The sequence below is a fragment of the Cellulomonas gelida genome (genome assembly GCF_006538725.1).
Lineage (GTDB): Bacteria > Actinomycetota > Actinomycetes > Actinomycetales > Cellulomonadaceae > Cellulomonas > Cellulomonas gelida.
The window spans coordinates 1-15,192 of sequence record NZ_BJLQ01000029.1 but is presented as its reverse complement, the minus strand read 5'-3'; the positions used below and the strand labels follow the sequence as shown (position 1 = coordinate 15,192).

Below are 15,192 nucleotides of genomic sequence, written 5' to 3'. Positions count from 1 at the left end.
CATGAGCGCGACGACCGCCGAGAAGCCGTCCGGGGTCGCCCCGAAGAAGAAGCGCAGGCTCAAGTTCCCCACGGCGATCACCACGCTCGCGATCGTCACCGTCCTGGTGTGGGTCGCGGCGATCTTCATCCCGTCCGGCCAGTACCAGACCGACGAGACCGGAGCGCCGATCCCCGGCTCGTTCGAGGAGGTCCCCTCGCCGCTCGAAGGCTGGGACCGCATCCGCGAGCTCATCCTGTCGCCCGTCAACGGCCTGTACGGCATCCAGGACGGGACCACCGGTTTCGTCAACACCGAGAACGTCGGCCGGATGTTCGGCTCGATCGGTGTCGTCATGTTCATCATGGCGCTCGGCGCGTTCATCTCCGTGAGCTTCTCGACCCGCAGCCTCGAGGTCGCCGTCTCCTCGATGGCGCAGCGCCTCGGCTCGCGCGGGTGGCTGCTGATCGCCGCGATCATGGTGCTGTTCTCGCTGCTCGGCTCGACGATGGGCTTCTCGGTCGAGACGTTCGGCTTCTACCCGCTGCTCATCCCCTTGTTCCTCGCGCTCGGCTACGACCGCATGGTCGCCGCCGCCGCGATCATCCTCGGCGCGCTCACCGGGTCGATGGCCTCGACCGTCAACCCGTTCTCGATCGGTGTCGCGTCCGGCGAGGCCGGTGTGTCGATCGGCGACGGGATCGTGCTGCGCGTCGTCCTGTGGGTGCTGCTCACCGCGATCGCCGTGGCGTTCGTGCTGCGCTACGCGGCGAAGGTGCGCCGGGACCCGTCCGCGTCGATCGTCGGGTTCGCCGAGGTGGTGTCCGACGAGGAGGCCGACGCCTCGCCCGTCGCGCCCGGCACCAAGCTCGACCGCACGCAGACCTGGGTGCTCGTCATCACCGGTCTGACGTTCGCGCTGATGATCTTCTCCGTCATCCCCTGGTCGAGCATCTTCGGTGCCACCGCGGGCCCCGCCGAGGACGAGCTCGTCCACCAGACGACCACCGAGCCGTACTGGTTCGAGCTCGGTTGGTGGTTCCCGCAGCTCACCATGCTGTTCGTCCTGGCCGCCGTGCTCGTCGGCGTCGTCGCACGGATGGGCGAGGCCAAGATCGTCTCGCTCATCGGCCGCGGCGCAGCCGACATGATCGGCCCGGCGATCGTCATCCTCCTGGCGCGCGGCGTCTCGGTGATCATGACGAACACCGAGACGCTCGACACCGTGCTGCACGCGATGGAACGCGCCGTCGAGGGCGCGTCCGCCGCGGGGTTCGCGATCCTCGTGACGCTCGTCAACATCCCGCTCGCGTTCCTGATCCCGTCCTCGTCGGGTCACGCGACCCTGGCGATGCCGCTGCTCGCCCCGCTCGGCGACTTCGCCGGCGTCTCGCGCGCCCTCGTCATCACCGCCTTCCAGATGGGCCACGGGTGGATGCTGCTGTTCGCGCCCACGAACGCCGTCGTCGTCGGCGGTCTGGCGATCGCCAAGGTCGGCTACGACAAGTACCTCAAGTTCGTCTGGCCGCTCCTGGTGGTCAACCTCGTGCTGGTCGTCGCGGTCATCGGCATCGCCGCAGCCACGGGCTGACGCGCCTCCCGGGTGGGTCATCGTCGCGCTCGTCCGGGGGTTCAGCCGCCGGGGATTCTCCCCGAGCGCACGACCTCACCTCCTCGCGTCCGGAAGGTGTACGTCACGGTGGCGACCGAGCCCGTGACCGACGGAGCGCGAGCGCTGCCCCGCGAGGACTGAGGAGGTGGAGGCGCGGGCGGGTGGCGGACGATCGAGAGGTCGCGCTCGTGCACCACGTGGTGGTGGTACGAGCACAGCGTGATCCCGTTCTCGACCGACGTCACGCCGCGGTCGCGGTCCCACCAGCGGATGTGGTGGATCTCGCACCACCGGGCAGGACTGCCGCAGCCCGACCAGCCGCACCCGCCGTCGCGCGCGACGACTGCTCGCCGCAGGTGGCCGGAGTACAGCCGCTGCGTCCTGCCGACGTCGACGGGTCGGCTCTCGGCATCGACCACCACGCGCGTCAACGCGCAGTCGCACAGGATGCGGGCGACCTCGCTCACCGGGAGGGTCGTGCCGTCCTCGTCCGTCGCGGCCGGCACGCCTACGAGCGCCGCAGCGAGCTCCTCCGCGGGCGTGGTCGTGCGCCGGTCGACCGGGGCGGGCGCAGGAGTGGCGTCGTCGCGCGAGGCCTGCGCGAGCTCGTCGGCGGGCGTCGTCGCACGCCGCTCGTCCCGAGCGGGCCGAGGCGTGGCGCCCTCGCGCAGGGCGCGGGTGAGCGCGCGGAAGGTCTGCTCGCGGAGGACCACCGACACGTGCGGACGCGAGGCGGCCCCCGCCACGATCTCCGGCGCGGTGAGCGCGTGCTCGGCGAGCGCGACCAGAGCATCCGCGCGCCTCTGCTCCGTCGACCGCTCGTCGTCCTGAGCCGGGCGACCCGCCGCGGCCTCGAGCGCGAGCCGCAGCCGGTGTCCGGCACGCGCATCGAGCATGCCCTGCACGCGCGTGCCCGAAGGCAGGTCGGTGACGTACAGGTGCCGTCGCTCGCGCTGCGCGGCGTGCTCGCGTTCGACCGACACCGGGTCGGTCTGCGCGACGAACCGGTCGACCGCCTTGGCGTACTCCCGTCCGTCGAGCTGACGACCCAGAGCGACGAGCTCGCGCTGGGTCGCGGGCTCGGCGAGCGCCGCCGCGACGGCGGGTGTCGCGCGGGCGGCCACGCGGGACAGCACCTCGACGTGCGTCGTCGACAGCTCCCGGGCCAGCAGCGCGTCCTCGAGCGCCGGCATGGACGTCAGGACGAGCGCCCCGCGCAGCTCAGCCCCCGCGGCTCCTGCCCCGGCCCTCGTGCTCCGGCCGCGCCACGCCGCGAGATCGCGGTCGCCGTGCCCCTGCCACGTCCCCGCAGCTTGCTCGGCATGCAGCAGGTGCGCCTTGGCCGCGGTGAGCGCCGCGACAGCCTCGTCGATCCGGGCGAGCACGGCGTGCCTGTCCGGGCGCTCCCACGACGTGGCCCCACGCGAGAGCTCCGCCAGCGCACGCGCCACCGCGCCGAGGCGGGCGGCCTCGTCGGCGGCGGCGACGCCCGTGCTCGGAGCGATCGCGACGTTCGAATGCATGTTCGAATCGTACCGACATGCCCCGACATGCCCGATCCGTCATCCACAGGCGCCTGACCCCAGCGAGCCGGCCACCGGACGCGTCAGGTTCGACGTCCGGTGGCCGGCGCGCGCGTCAGGAGCGGACCGCGCAGGTGACTCCGTTGAGCGTGAAGCTGGTGGGCCGGGGGTTCGCGCCGGTGAACGCACCGTTGAACCCGATGTCCACCGAGCCGCCCGCCTGGATCGCGCCGTTCCACGGGGCGTTGGTGACGGTGACCGCCTGGCCGCTCTGCGTGTACTCGCCCGACCAGCCGCTGGTCACCTGCTGGTTGCCGGGGAACGAGAACGCCAGGGTCCAGGAGCTCAGCGCGCTCGCCCGGGTGTTCGTGAGCTTGACGGACGCCGTGAACCCGGTCTGCCAGTCGTTCGTCGTGTAGGTCACGGCGCACCCGCCGGCGGGCGGTGCCGTCGGCGACGCGGTCGGTGTCGGCGTGGGCGTCGGTGTCGGCGTAGGCGTCACCGTGGGCGTGGGCGTGGGCGTGGGCGTGGGCGTGGGCGTGGGCGTCGGCGTCGGCGTCGGCGTCACAGTCGGTGTCGGGGTGGGCGTCGGTGTCGGCGGGGCGGTGGGCGAGACGCCCGTGCTCCCGACGACGATGCCGCGCCCGTTCGTGCCGATGTACACCCGCCCGAACACGTCCGGGTCACCCGTGATCGCGGACCCGGTCCACGCGTACTGGTGCTCGTCGTCGTTGATCCGCGTCCACGTCGACCCGTCGTCGATCGACCGGAAGAAGCCGCGCACGCCGTCGTACTGGGAGGTCGTGTAGATCGCCGGGTACGAAGCCCCCGGCGCCGCCTTGCCGAACCCGACCGCGCCGCCGTCGGTGAAGCCCGCGACCTTGGCGAAGGTCGTGCCGTAGTCCGACGAGCGCCACAGACCGTTCTCGGCAGCGAGCCACACGTGCCCGGCCTTGCCCGGGACCGCGCCGAACCGCACGTTGCCGGTGGTCGCGAACCCGGTCGCGGCGGACTGCGTGAACGTCGCGCCCGAGTCGCGCGAGGCGTAGAACCTGCCCGCCGAGAACGCGTAGAACGCCTTGGCGTCCTCGCGGTCGGACTCGACCCGCGCCTGCGCCGGCACGCCGGTCGCGGCGGTCCAGCTCGACCCGAGCGTCGTCGACCTGTGCACGCCTGCGCCCTCGGGCGACCACACGATCGTCGTGCCGTCCGCGGACATCGCGACCGTCCCGGAGCTCGTGACGCCCGCGGGCTCCTGCCCGGCCCACCACGACGAGCCCGACGAGGTCGAGACGCCGATGTGCGACTCCACGGTGCCCGAGACCGCGTAGCCGACCCGCACCATCGTCGCCGGGTTCTTCTCCGCGAAGTCCACCGACGACCCGCTGCCGTGGAACGGCTGCGTGAACTGCTTGGCGGGCACCTTGGTGATGTCCGTGTGCACGAAGCCGCCGAGGTCACCGAGCCCGGACACGAGCTCGACCGCGCCGGGCGGGGCCGCGAGGTCGAGGACCGAGGTCTCCTCGATGCCCTGCGCCTTGACGCTGATCCGCACCGTGCCGCCGGTGTCCCACGCGGTGAGGTTGTCGGTGCCGTAGATGGTGGCGCCCGTGCCGTAGAGCATGCGGTTCGAGTCGAACGGGTCGATCTCCAGCGACTCGGTCATCCAGCCGAGCTTGACGGCCGGCTCCGGGGGCTGCGGGTTCGTCGCGCCGAAGCCCAGCCACGGCGCGGCGGAGATGTCCTGCGAGTAGCGCAGCGAACGGTCCGGGTAGCCCGCCCAGTCCCAGATCCGCGTCCACGTCGCGCCGCGGTCGGTGGACCGGAAGATGATGACGTCCGGCCACCAGGAGACCTGCGTCGCGACCATGATCGTGTCGGGGTCCTGGCGGTCGATCGTGAGGCCCGAGTAGCCGTAGTACAAGTCGGAGTTCGACGACGGTACAGGTGAGATCTGCGTCCACGCGCCGCTCGTCGTGTCGAGGCGCCACACGTCGCCCTTGGCGCCGTCGTACGGGCCGCCGGTGTCGCTCGTCGCGATGTACAGCTGCTTGCCGACCTTGTCGAACACGCCCTTGTGCGGGAGGTAGCCGGTCGGCTGACCGGCGACGCGCGACCACGTCGTCCCGCCGTCCGTCGAGCGGTAGACGCCGTTCTGCTTGTCCGCGACGCCGACGTAGATCGTCTGGCTCCGGCTTCCGGCCGAGCCGCTCGTCGGGTCGAACGTCACCCACACCACACCCTGGTTCGACGTCAGGTAGGAGTTGCTCGACGTCGGGTCCTGCACGTAGTTGCCGGCGTTCGGGAAGCTCGTGACCTTGGCCCACGTGACACCCGAGTCGGTCGAGCGCCACAGGCCGTTGCCGCTCTCGGTGCCGAAGTACAGGACGCGGCTGTCGTTCGGGTCGATCTGCAGGCGCTCGCCCATGCCACGGCCCGGCATGTTGCCGCCGACCTTGAACGGCAGCTCGGTCTGCTGCCACGTCTCGCCGCGATCGCTCGATCGCAGGATCGCGCCGTTCTTGGGGTCCCAGTCGTTCGTGTAGGTGCCGACCGCCGCGTAGACGCGGTCCGGGTTGCGCGCGTCGGTGGCCAGCGACAGCACGCCGGTGCGGGACCAGTCGTCCCAGCCGATGTGGTCGAGCAGGGGGATCCAGCGCTTCGTCGTCTTGTCGAGGCGGTATGCGCCGCCGATGTCGGTCCGGGCGTAGACGAGGTCCTTCTCGCCCTGGTTGAAGACGATCCCGGGGACGAACCCGCCGCCGACGATCTCGACGTTGCTCCAGGTGTAGCCGGCCGCGTCGGGCGCGTCCGCGGCGCCCGCGGGACCGGCGGTCGCGGCGACCACCGCGACACCCGTCCCGACGAGCGCAGTCGCGAGGACGCACGCCGCCGCGCGCCTGGTGATCGATGCCGCGGGCAGGGACAGGGCGCGCATCCGCTCACTCCTTCGTGGCGTGCTGACCTGCCGAGAGGCCCCCGGCAGGACGCCGTCGACCCGTCAGGCGGCGCGGCAGCGGCGACGTTAATCGAAGCGCTTCGACCGGCCACACCCCGCAAAACGATTACGCCACCCGCCCCACCCCACCCAGGTCCCCCACCCGACCCTGCGCCTGCTCAGGCCTGCGCACGGGTTGGCCGGAGTGGGCGCTGGGTCGTTGCGGTGGTGGGTGGTGACCCAGGGGTTGCTCCGGCTGGGGCGCGGGTTGGCCGGAGCGATCACTGGGTCGGGGGGGGGAGGGGTCAGTTGAGGCGGAGGTCTGGGGGGTAGTGGGCGAGCATCGCGAGGTCGCCGCCCTGGCGGTGCAGCACGCGGCTCCACAGGGTCTCGGGGTCCGCGGTGAAGACGTCGGCGGGCTCCGACGGCACGACGAACCACGCACCCTCGCCGATCTCCTCCTCGAGCTGCCCGCCGCCCCAGCCCGAGTGCCCCGCGAAGATCCGCAGGCCCGTGAACCGCCCGACGACCGTCGACGGGTCCGCGTCCAGGTCCACGAGCCCGAACAGCCCCGTGAACCGGTCGACGAGGTGGTCGTCCGGCGGCTGCGCGGTGCCGTCGCCGCGCGCGCCGCCGGGCAGGAGGGCGCCGGCGAGCGGGCTGGACGAGGGATCTCCCGGCAACGGGTCCGACGAGGGGTCTCCCGGCCACGCGTCGGACGAGAGGTCCTCTGCGGGCGCGGTGGGTGACGCGGTCGGGGGGACCTCGCTCGCGGGCGGGGTGGGTGCGGGGGCGGTCGCCGAGGGCGGGGGTCGGCGGGCAGGGTCGGCGGCGGGGACCGCGATGCCGAGCGCGCCGTCCAGACCCACGGGTCCGCCCTGGAACAGGCCGTCAGGGTGACTGACCACGTCCTGCCACCCGGGGAGCACGGCGTCCACCTCGACGGGCAGCGGGCGGTTGAGCACCACGCCGAACGCGCCCTCGTCGTTGTGGTCGAGCAGCAGGACGACCGTGCGGTGGAAGTTGGGGTCGACGAGGTGCGGCGAGGCCACGAGCAACCGTCCGCTGAGGGTCATGCCTCCATCATCAGCGGTCGGACGGCCGTCGCCACCCGACAAAGGGCGCGCCGGCGCCGGGCGTTCCGGCACGTCCCGACAGCGGCAGGCCTAGACCTGCAGCCCGATCAGCCACACCGCGCCGAGCGTGAGCCCCGCGAGGGTGACCAGCCCGAGCACCAGCACCCACAGCGCGCCCGGGGTGTGCGTCAGGCCGCCGAGCAGGCCCGCGTCGGAGGTGTCGCGGCCGCCGCGTCGCCGCGAGTCTCGTCGTGCCGACTGCATCTCGAGCACCGCGCGCGGGGCGCCCAGCAGGAAGAACCAGGTGACGACGTACGCGAACACGGCCTGCACGTCGGGCGAGCCCCACCCCGTCACGACGACGAGCGCGGCGAGACTCACGAGAACGGCCCACAGCCCGTACCAGTTGCGGATCGCGACGAGCACGAGGACGACGAGCACGAGCAACGCCCACAGCAGCGCCAGGTGGTACCCGCGCGACAGCAGCCACGCGGCGCCGACGCCCACGACCGTCGGCGCGGGGTACCCCGCGAACGCGGTCGCGATCATGCCGGGCCCGCGGGGCTTGCCGCGCGAGAGCGTCAGGCCGGACGTGTCGGAGTGCACCCTGATCCCGGACACCTGGCGCCCGACGAGCAGCGCGACGCCCGCGTGCCCGGCCTCGTGCACGATCGTCAGCGCGTGCCGCGCGACCCGCCACGCCACAGGCACGGTCAGCGCGACGAGCACCGCGACGGCCGTGGCGACCACCACCCACGTCTGCGGCACCGGGCTCGCCGTCGTCACGTCCGCCCAGGTCTCGCGCAGCCAGTCCACGGGCGTGAGCGTACGGGGAACATCGGCAGCCACGGCCCGGTTGCTCCCCACATGCGTGCCATCGCCTACAGCAAGTACGGCCACAGCGACGTCCTGGAGCTCGTGGACCTCCCCGTCCCGAAGGTCGGTCCCGACTCGGTGCTCGTCGCGGTCCGGGCCGCGTCGGTCAACCCCGTCGACTGGAAGGTCCGCGAGGGCTACCTCGACGGGCTCATGGACACGACCTTCCCCGTGGTCCCGGGATGGGATGTCGCGGGGGTCGTCGAGCGCGTGGGGCTCGACACCCCGGAGCTGAGCGTCGGCGACGAGGTCTACGGCTACGTCCGCAAGGACTGGATGCACGGGGGGACGTTCGCGCAGTACGTCGCGGCTCCGGTGCGCACGCTCGCGCGCAAGCCCGCGACGCTGTCGTTCGAGGAGGCCGCCGCGGTCCCGCTCGCGGGGCTCACGGCGTTCCAGACGATCGAGCGCGCCGGTGTGCGCGAGGGCCAGACCGTGCTCGTGCACGCGGCAGCCGGCGGCGTCGGTCAGTTCGCGGTGCAGATCGCCGCGGCGCGCGGTGCCCGGGTGATCGGCACGGCGTCTGCGCGGAACCACGAGCACCTGAGCGCGCTCGGTGCGCAGCCGGTCGCGTACGGCGCCGGGCTGGTCGACGACGTGCGTGCGCTCGCGCCGGACGGGGTCGACGTGGTCCTGGACTACGGCACCGACGACCTCGTCGGGACCACGAGGGCGCTGCTGCGGCCCGGGGGGAGCGTCGCGTCGATCGTCGACGCGAAGGCGCGCGACGAGCTCGGCGGGCACTACGTGTGGGTGCGGCCGAGCACGCCGGACCTCGAGGCGCTCGCGGCCCTGATCGACGCCGGCCAGGTGCGCGTCGACGTGGCGGAGGTGTTCGACCTCGCCGACGCCGCCGCGGCGCACGAGGCGAGCCAGTCGCTGCACGTGCGCGGCAAGGTCGTCGTCCGGGTCTGACGCGCCGGGTGCGGGTGGCCGCGCGGGGTGGTCGGCGGGGCTGGCGCAGGACGTGCTCGGCCGTCGCGCTCGGGGGCGGCTAGCGTGACCGTCCATGGCGATCCGCTGGACGACCGCGATGCTCGACCTGCCGCCCGCCGACCTGGACGCGACGCTCGCGTTCTGGCTGGGCGTGACGGGCACGAGCCTGTCGCCGTGGCGGGGTGACGACGACGAGTTCGCGACGCTCGTCGCCCCGGACGGTGACGACTTCCTGCGCGTGCAGCGGTTCGCCGACGGGCCGCGCGTGCACCTGGACCTGCACGTGGGCGACGACGAGGCGGTGCGCGCCGAGCTCGTGCGCGCGCTGGCGCTGGGGGCGGGCCTCGAGCACGACGCGCGCACGCACGTGGTGCTGTCCTCGCCCGGCGGCTACGTCTTCTGCCTGGTCAGGGACGCGGGGCACGCGCGCCGGCCGGGGGCGGTGCGGGTGCAGACCCCGGCCCGGTCCGACGAGCCCCGCGCGGTCGCGACGGCGCTCGTCGACCAGCTCTGCCTCGACGTCCCGCGCGCGAGCTTCGCGGCGGAGGTCGAGTTCTGGTCCGCCCTCACGCGGTGGCCCGCGCACACCGGCAGCCGCGACGAGTTCGTCGTGCTCGACCGCCCCGACGGCATGCCGCTGCGCCTCATGGTGCAGCGCCTGGGCGACGACGACCCGCGCCGCGAGGTCACCGCGCACCTCGACCTCGCGACGACGCGCCGTGCCGCGCTCGCACGCGTGCACGTCGCCGCGGGCGCGCGCGTGCTCGCGGACGGACCCCGCTGGACGACGCTCGCGGACCCGTCCGGCCACCCGTACTGCCTGACCGACCGCGACCCGACGACGGGCCGCCTCCCCGACTGACCGGGCACCCGCCCGACCGCATCGCGCTCGCTCGTCGGACCTCGGGCCGACCGACGAGCCGGCTCAGCCGACCAACGGCGTGCGCGCGGTCGCCGAGGCGAAGCCGAGCCAGGTGTGGCGGTTGCCCGCCCAGCACCACCCGACCTTGGGGGCGTCGCGCCGGTCCCGTCCGTCGCGCCCGGTGCCGTTCGAGATCCACAGCGCGGGCGTGCGCGCGTCCAGCCGGCCGTTCGCCTTGGTGAGGCGCGAGCCGATCGTCATGAAGCAGTGGTTGCGCTCGAGCACGTCGGGCGCCTGGAGCACCCAGTGGACGCCCTCGGCGAGCGTGAGCGGCGTGCGGCCGCGCGCCGTGAGGGCGGGCAGCGCCTCGTCGGGCGACCAGTTCGCGAGGTCGTCGCCGCGGTCGAGACCGGACACCACGTAGGCCCGCGCGAGGGGAGGTGCCGGGACGTCGAGCCCCGCGAGCGGCTCGAACTGCGCGACGTCGGTCATGTCCTCGACGACGAAACCCGCTCGCTCGCCGCGCCGCAGCAGCGGGGCGAGCGCCGCGACCGGCGCGAGCTCGGGCGGGACGACGAGCAGGCTGCCGGGTGCCGGGTCGGCCGTGCGGGCCAGGCCACGCAGGTCGTCGGCGGCGAGGCCCGCGAGCTCCGCGACGCCGAGCGCGACGAGGCGCTCGGCCTGGTCGACGAGGGACGGCAGGGGCGGTACGGAGGACTCCGCGGTCGGCGACGACCAGCGGCTCGTCGCGTCGATGGGGATCGTCGTGGGCACGGTCATGGCGGTGGACCTCCGCAGGCTCGTCGGGAACGCGGCGCAAGAAGGTTCAACGCGCCGCGCGTCCGGTTCGTGCCCCGGCGCCGGGTGAAGCGGGCGGCCGGACGCCTGCTCAGACGCCCTGCACGTCGTCGAGCCACCCGGCCATCTCGACGGCGTCCCGCGGGGGCGTGCCGACGACCTCGCGGACCTGGATCGGCTGCGCCAGCGGGCGGCCACCGCGCCCGGGCACCGCCGAGACGAGCGCGGCGATCTCGAGCGCGCGCTCGACCGTCGCCGTCTCGACCACCTGGAACCCCGCGACCCACTCGCTGAACTCCGCGAACGGACCTTCGGTGACGCTCGTCGCGTCGCGGCCCGACGAGCGCACCACGTAGGAGACGTCCGGCCCGGACAGGATCTCCCCGCCGACGAGCTCGCCCGTCGCGGCGAGGTCGTCGTTGAGGCGCCGGTAGTAGGCCATGTGCGCGTCGACCTCGTCGGGCGTCCACTCCTCCATGGGCGTCGGGTCGGTCCCGGGCTGGAAGTCGACGATGAGCAGGTAGCGCGGCATGGGTGTCTCCCTCGGCTGGTGCTGGTGCTGTCCTCAGCGTGACGCGCGAGGGGCCGCATGTTCGACAGCTGCGGCGCGTCGCCGCTGCGCGCGCTACCGAGCGGGCAGGCGGGGGTCGTCCGGGGAGACGGGCTCGAGGTGCTCGGCGATCTCCCGGAGCTGCGCGAGGTCCGCCCCCGCCACGACGAGCCGGTAACTCGCGTCCGCAGTCGACCACCGCAGGCCCGCACCCCCCTGCTCCTGCGGCAGGTACAGCGCGCGCACGCCGGCGACGGTCGTGTACTCCTGCTCGCCCGGCCAGGACGCGCGGGCGTCGACGGGCGTGCGGGCGGGGCTCGTGACCTCCAGGTACACGTAGCCACCCTCGTCGTACTGCACCGTCCACCGGTACACCGTCCCCGTCGGGTCGTGCGGCGGGACCGGGACGGCCACGTAGTCGTCCGGGACGGCGGCCAGGCCCGTGTCGTCGAGCGCGGAGTCGAGCGTCGCGACGAGCTCCGGCACGGTCATGCCGTTCGCCTCGACGAACCAGCGGATCCCGTCGTCGTCGGTCCAGGCCACGTAGTGGTGCCCGGCGGGCGGGCTCAGCACGTGCGCGGCGAACCCGCGGACCGTCGCGTCGTCGAGGGTCGGCCCGACGCCCCGGAACGGCTCGGTCACGTCGCGGTAGACGACGATGCCGCGTCGGCCGGGCTCGTCGTGCAGGACCGCGACCGGGATCGCGTCGCAGACGCCCGGGCCCGAGCTCACCGCGGAGTGCTCGGGCACCCGGTCCCCGACGAGGTGCAGCAGCCCACGCACGGCGGGGATCCTCGCCCACTGGTCGCGCGCGACGGGCCGGTCGGGGTCCGCCGGGCCGGGTACCGGGTCCTGCTGGTTGGAGCAGTTCTCACCGACGGCCGCGGCCGGGATGACGCCGAGGATGCGCGCGACGGGTGACGGCGTCTCGGTCTCACCGCGGCCGAGGACCGGCACGACGACCGCGAGCGCGGCCGCTGCCACGGACAGGCCGGCGACGAGCACGACGCGACGCGTGCGGCGACGCGCCCGACCGAGGCTCACGACCTCGCGGCGGTCGGCCTCGACCCGAGCCCTGGCCCGGTCGAGAGAGGTCGGGTCGACGGCAGCGGGTGCCACGTCGACGAGGACGGACCACGGGTCTCGCGTCATGGCTGGACTCCCAGGTTCAGGGCGCTCGCGGGCGACGGGGCGGGATCGGGTGCGTGGGCGGGGCCGTCGGCGGCCGCGGTGAGCCTTCGACGCGCGCGGGACAGCCGCATCCGGAACGTCGCGGGACTGCACCCGGCGACGCGCGCGGCGTCGACCGGCCCGAGCCCGTCCCAGCCGACGAGGAGCAGTGCCTCGCGCTCCCGCCCCGTGAGCTGGGCCAGGGCGGCCAGCAGGCTCTCGCGCTCACCGACGGGCACGTGCGGGTCGTCGTCGCGGTCCACGAGGTGGGCGACGCGCGTCAGCTCGGCCTCGAGCGCCCTGCGACGCGACGACGACCGCCGCGCGTTCGCGATCGTGTTCCGGGCGACGACCAGCAGCCACGGCAGGGCCGGGTCCGGGACGTCGGCCAGTCGGCGCCACGCCACCAGGAACGCCTCGGCGACGACGTCCTGCGCGCCCTCGACGCCGACGTGCCGGGCCGCGTACGCCTGCACGCGCGCGGCGTGCTCGTCCCACAGGGACGCGAACCTCACCGCGGCGATGTCGGGCGCCAGGCGTTCCGCTCGAAGGATGCTCACATCCATGCAGTGTCCGGCAGCGTCGGGATGTCACATCGCCGATCGCCCGGGCGGACTCGGCGCGCCTCGCGACCGGGAGCACGGGCTACTGCATTCGGGGGAACTGCCCACCGCGAAAGGCGCGAACGGGACGGTCTGCGCACCATGGGTGATCAGTTGCCGCGCGAAACGGATGCGGGAGGCGCCGATGTCGCAGATGCAGCACGACGAGGACAACCACACCGAGGGCCTGCTCACGCCGGGGGAGGTGGCCTCCCTCTTCCGGGTGGACCCGAAGACCGTGACGCGCTGGGCGCGCGCGGGCAAGCTCTCGTCGATCCGGACGCTGGGCGGGCACAGGCGGTACCGGGAGTCCGAGATCCGGGCGGCGCTGAGCGAGCCTCCGACGCCGGCCCCGCCGGGCGACTAGCGAGCGCACTTTCCGCGAGCGCCCGAGGACAGCGCTCTGTCCTGACACCGCTCTGCCGGGTCCGAGGGCAAAGCGCTCCGCGGCTGACAGTGGTGCCCGATAGAGTGCCGAGGTCCCGCTGTGGACACCCGTCTCGCAGGCTGGAAGCCGCTCGGCAGGGTGCCGGCTCGTCGCCGTACGCAGGCGCGAGCGCGTCGGGGACGCGACCGCGCCGTGAGGGCTGAGCCGCCCGGCAGACGCGGGTCACGCTGGATCAGGCACGCGACGAAGGGGGCCGACGGATGGCTGCGCGGAGACGGACGATCGCGACGACGGCTGTGATCGCCCTGGTCACGACGTTGGGCGTGACCGCCTGCACGGACTCCCCGCCGGGACCGCAGGACGCGGCGACGGCGCTCGCGGCCGGCCTGCAGTCGGGTGCGCTGGACGGCGTCGCGTTCGCGGCGGGCACGACCGCGGCCCAGGCGGAGCAGCAGCGCACCGACGCGTTCGACGACGTGCTCGCGACGTTCGGTGACGACGCCCTGCGTGTGACCGTCGTGCGCGCGCAGCAGGACGAGGACGACGACGCGCTCGCCGAGGCGGTCCTCGGCTTCACGTGGTCCCCAGGCGGGGAGGCGGGCTCGACGACTGCCGCCGACACGAGCCGCCGGTGGACGTACACGACGACCGCACGCCTCACGCGCGACGACGAGGACGTCTGGCGCACCAGCTGGACCCCGGCGATCCTCGCGCCCGGCCTCACGGACACCGAGGACCTCGTCCTGACCCGTCAGACCCCCGAACGCGCGAACGTGCTGGGCGCGGCCGACGAGGTGCTGGTCGAGGCGCGGGACGTGCTCCGGATCGGCATCGACAAGACCCTGGTCCCCGCGGCCGAGGCGGGCGAGGCCGCGCGGGGCCTGGCCGCGGCGCTCGACATGGACCCCGACGAGTACGCCAAGCGCGTCGAGTCGGCGGGGCCCAAGGCGTTCGTCGAGGCGATCGTCGTCCGTCGCGAGGACGGGAGCTACGACGTCGAGGCGTTGCGCGCGCTGCCGGGCGTGAACGCGGTGAAGGACTCGCTGCCGCTCGCACCCACGCGCACGTTCGCGCGGCCCATCCTCGGCACGGTCGGCCCGGCCACGGCTGAGGTGGTCGAGAAGTCCGAGGGCGCGATCCGGGCGGGCGACCTCACGGGCCTGTCGGGGCTGCAGCGCCAGTTCGACGCGCAGCTGCGCGGTACCCCGGGCCTGCGCATCGAGGCCCGTGGGATCGAGGGCAGTGCCACCGAGGGTCAGGCGCGCGCGCTCTTCACGGTCGAGCCGAAGCCCGGCGAGCCGCTGCGCATCACGCTCGACCCGCTCGTGCAGCAGTCGGCCGAGAACATCCTGGCGAGCGTGGGGCCCGCGTCGGCGATCGTCGCGATCCGGCCCTCGTCGGGGGACGTGCTCGCCGCCGCGAGCGGTCCCGGCAGCGAGGGCCTGTCGACCGCCACGCTCGGCCAGTACGCGCCCGGCTCGACCTTCAAGGTGGTCAGCGCGCTCGCGCTCCTGCGCTCGGGCCTCACGCCCGACAGCACGGTGACCTGCCCGGACGGCATCACGGTCGAGGGTCGACGCTTCGACAACTTCCCCGACTACCCGGCGGCGTCGCTCGGCGACGTCCCGCTGCGCACCGCGTTCGCGAACTCGTGCAACACCGCGTTCATCGGTCTGCGGGACGCCGCACCGCAGGACGCGCTGGTCGACGCCGCGGGATCGCTCGGGCTGCTGCCGGCGCAGTCGCTCGGCTTCTCGTCGTTCGTCGGTGCGGTCCCCTCGGACTCCGGCGGCACCGACCACGCCGCGACGATGATCGGGCAGGGCCGCGTGCTCGCCTCACCGCTCGGCATGGCGGCCGTGGCCGCGTCCGTCGCGGCGGG

General features: G+C 73.9%; 13 protein-coding genes. 5 read left to right on the top strand and 8 right to left on the bottom strand.

Annotated features, from left to right (window positions below; translation table 11 throughout):
* The first annotated feature begins 1 nt into the window (after window position 1).
* Entirely contained in the window at window positions 2-1,570 is a 1,569-nt protein-coding gene (locus CGE01nite_RS12390) for a YfcC family protein (protein ID WP_141371251.1), read from the top strand.
* A 41-nt stretch (window positions 1,571-1,611) separates the two neighbouring features.
* On the opposite strand, the gene CGE01nite_RS12385 is transcribed toward CGE01nite_RS12390, so the two are convergent.
* The 4 genes from CGE01nite_RS12385 to CGE01nite_RS12370 all read right to left on the bottom strand — a co-directional run bounded on the left by CGE01nite_RS12385 (window position 1,612) and on the right by CGE01nite_RS12370 (window position 7,944).
* The gene (locus CGE01nite_RS12385) at window positions 1,612-3,114 is read right to left on the bottom strand and encodes an HNH endonuclease signature motif containing protein (protein WP_141371250.1); all 1,503 of its coding nucleotides are present in this window, start codon (window positions 3,112-3,114) and stop codon (window positions 1,612-1,614) included.
* A 115-nt stretch (window positions 3,115-3,229) separates the two neighbouring features.
* Window positions 3,230-6,052 (bottom strand): cellulose-binding domain-containing protein, encoded by a 2,823-nt coding sequence (locus CGE01nite_RS12380; protein ID WP_141371249.1) that lies wholly within the window; start codon window positions 6,050-6,052, stop codon window positions 3,230-3,232.
* 305 nt (window positions 6,053-6,357) lie between these two features.
* Entirely contained in the window at window positions 6,358-7,128 is a 771-nt protein-coding gene (locus tag CGE01nite_RS12375; RefSeq protein ID WP_141371248.1) for a YqgE/AlgH family protein, read from the bottom strand.
* A gap of 90 nt (window positions 7,129-7,218) precedes the next feature.
* Window positions 7,219-7,944, bottom strand: a complete 726-nt coding sequence (locus CGE01nite_RS12370; RefSeq protein WP_048342431.1) for a M50 family metallopeptidase — start codon at window positions 7,942-7,944, stop codon at window positions 7,219-7,221.
* A gap of 51 nt (window positions 7,945-7,995) precedes the next feature.
* On the opposite strand from CGE01nite_RS12370, the gene CGE01nite_RS12365 reads away from it, so the two are divergent.
* Window positions 7,996-8,919 (top strand): NADP-dependent oxidoreductase, encoded by a 924-nt coding sequence (locus CGE01nite_RS12365; protein WP_048342432.1) that lies wholly within the window; start codon window positions 7,996-7,998, stop codon window positions 8,917-8,919.
* A 94-nt stretch (window positions 8,920-9,013) separates the two neighbouring features.
* Window positions 9,014-9,802, top strand: a complete 789-nt coding sequence (locus CGE01nite_RS12360) for a VOC family protein (protein ID WP_141371247.1) — start codon at window positions 9,014-9,016, stop codon at window positions 9,800-9,802.
* A 63-nt stretch (window positions 9,803-9,865) separates the two neighbouring features.
* Here the strand turns inward: CGE01nite_RS12360 and CGE01nite_RS12355 are convergent, their stop codons facing one another.
* From CGE01nite_RS12355 to CGE01nite_RS12340, 4 genes are all read right to left on the bottom strand, one after another.
* Window positions 9,866-10,582, bottom strand: coding sequence for a DUF5701 family protein (locus CGE01nite_RS12355; protein WP_229747335.1), 717 nt, complete (start codon window positions 10,580-10,582; stop codon window positions 9,866-9,868).
* Window positions 10,583-10,691: 109 nt separating this feature from the next.
* Window positions 10,692-11,132 carry a YciI family protein gene (locus CGE01nite_RS12350; protein WP_141371246.1) on the bottom strand — a complete coding sequence of 147 codons (441 nt, stop codon included), beginning with the start codon at window positions 11,130-11,132 and terminating at the stop codon, window positions 10,692-10,694.
* Window positions 11,133-11,225: 93 nt separating this feature from the next.
* Complete coding sequence (locus CGE01nite_RS12345) at window positions 11,226-12,302, bottom strand: hypothetical protein (protein ID WP_141371245.1); 1,077 nt, start codon at window positions 12,300-12,302, stop codon at window positions 11,226-11,228.
* On the bottom strand, window positions 12,299-12,880 hold the full coding sequence (locus CGE01nite_RS12340) for an RNA polymerase sigma factor (protein WP_229747336.1): 582 nt from the start codon (window positions 12,878-12,880) through the stop codon (window positions 12,299-12,301). The genes CGE01nite_RS12345 and CGE01nite_RS12340 overlap by 4 nt, the downstream gene beginning before the upstream one ends.
* A gap of 196 nt (window positions 12,881-13,076) precedes the next feature.
* Here CGE01nite_RS12340 and CGE01nite_RS12335 point away from each other — a divergent pair, with 196 nt between their 5' ends.
* Together CGE01nite_RS12335 and CGE01nite_RS12330 are read left to right on the top strand one after the other, a co-directional pair.
* Window positions 13,077-13,289 (top strand): BldC family transcriptional regulator, encoded by a 213-nt coding sequence (locus CGE01nite_RS12335; protein ID WP_048342460.1) that lies wholly within the window; start codon window positions 13,077-13,079, stop codon window positions 13,287-13,289.
* Window positions 13,290-13,570: 281 nt separating this feature from the next.
* A partial coding sequence (locus CGE01nite_RS12330; protein ID WP_141371243.1) for a penicillin-binding transpeptidase domain-containing protein occupies window positions 13,571-15,192 on the top strand: 1,622 nt, incomplete at its 3' end.

What these genes read in the sequence shown, in the direction of transcription:
- CGE01nite_RS12365 (WP_048342432.1), top strand. Translation starts at nt 7,996, where the DNA reads ATGCGTGCCATCGCCTACAGCAAGTACGGCCACAGCGACGTCCTGGAG.
- CGE01nite_RS12350 (WP_141371246.1), bottom strand. Translation starts at nt 11,132, where the DNA reads ATGCCGCGCTACCTGCTCATCGTCGACTTCCAGCCCGGGACCGACCCG.
- CGE01nite_RS12390 (WP_141371251.1), top strand. Translation starts at nt 2, where the DNA reads ATGAGCGCGACGACCGCCGAGAAGCCGTCCGGGGTCGCCCCGAAGAAG.
- CGE01nite_RS12335 (WP_048342460.1), top strand. Translation starts at nt 13,077, where the DNA reads ATGCAGCACGACGAGGACAACCACACCGAGGGCCTGCTCACGCCGGGG.
- CGE01nite_RS12380 (WP_141371249.1), bottom strand. Translation starts at nt 6,052, where the DNA reads ATGCGCGCCCTGTCCCTGCCCGCGGCATCGATCACCAGGCGCGCGGCG.
- CGE01nite_RS12345 (WP_141371245.1), bottom strand. Translation starts at nt 12,302, where the DNA reads ATGACGCGAGACCCGTGGTCCGTCCTCGTCGACGTGGCACCCGCTGCC.
- CGE01nite_RS12355 (WP_229747335.1), bottom strand. Translation starts at nt 10,582, where the DNA reads ATGACCGTGCCCACGACGATCCCCATCGACGCGACGAGCCGCTGGTCG.
- CGE01nite_RS12360 (WP_141371247.1), top strand. Translation starts at nt 9,014, where the DNA reads ATGGCGATCCGCTGGACGACCGCGATGCTCGACCTGCCGCCCGCCGAC.
- CGE01nite_RS12375 (WP_141371248.1), bottom strand. Translation starts at nt 7,128, where the DNA reads ATGACCCTCAGCGGACGGTTGCTCGTGGCCTCGCCGCACCTCGTCGAC.
- CGE01nite_RS12385 (WP_141371250.1), bottom strand. Translation starts at nt 3,114, where the DNA reads ATGCATTCGAACGTCGCGATCGCTCCGAGCACGGGCGTCGCCGCCGCC.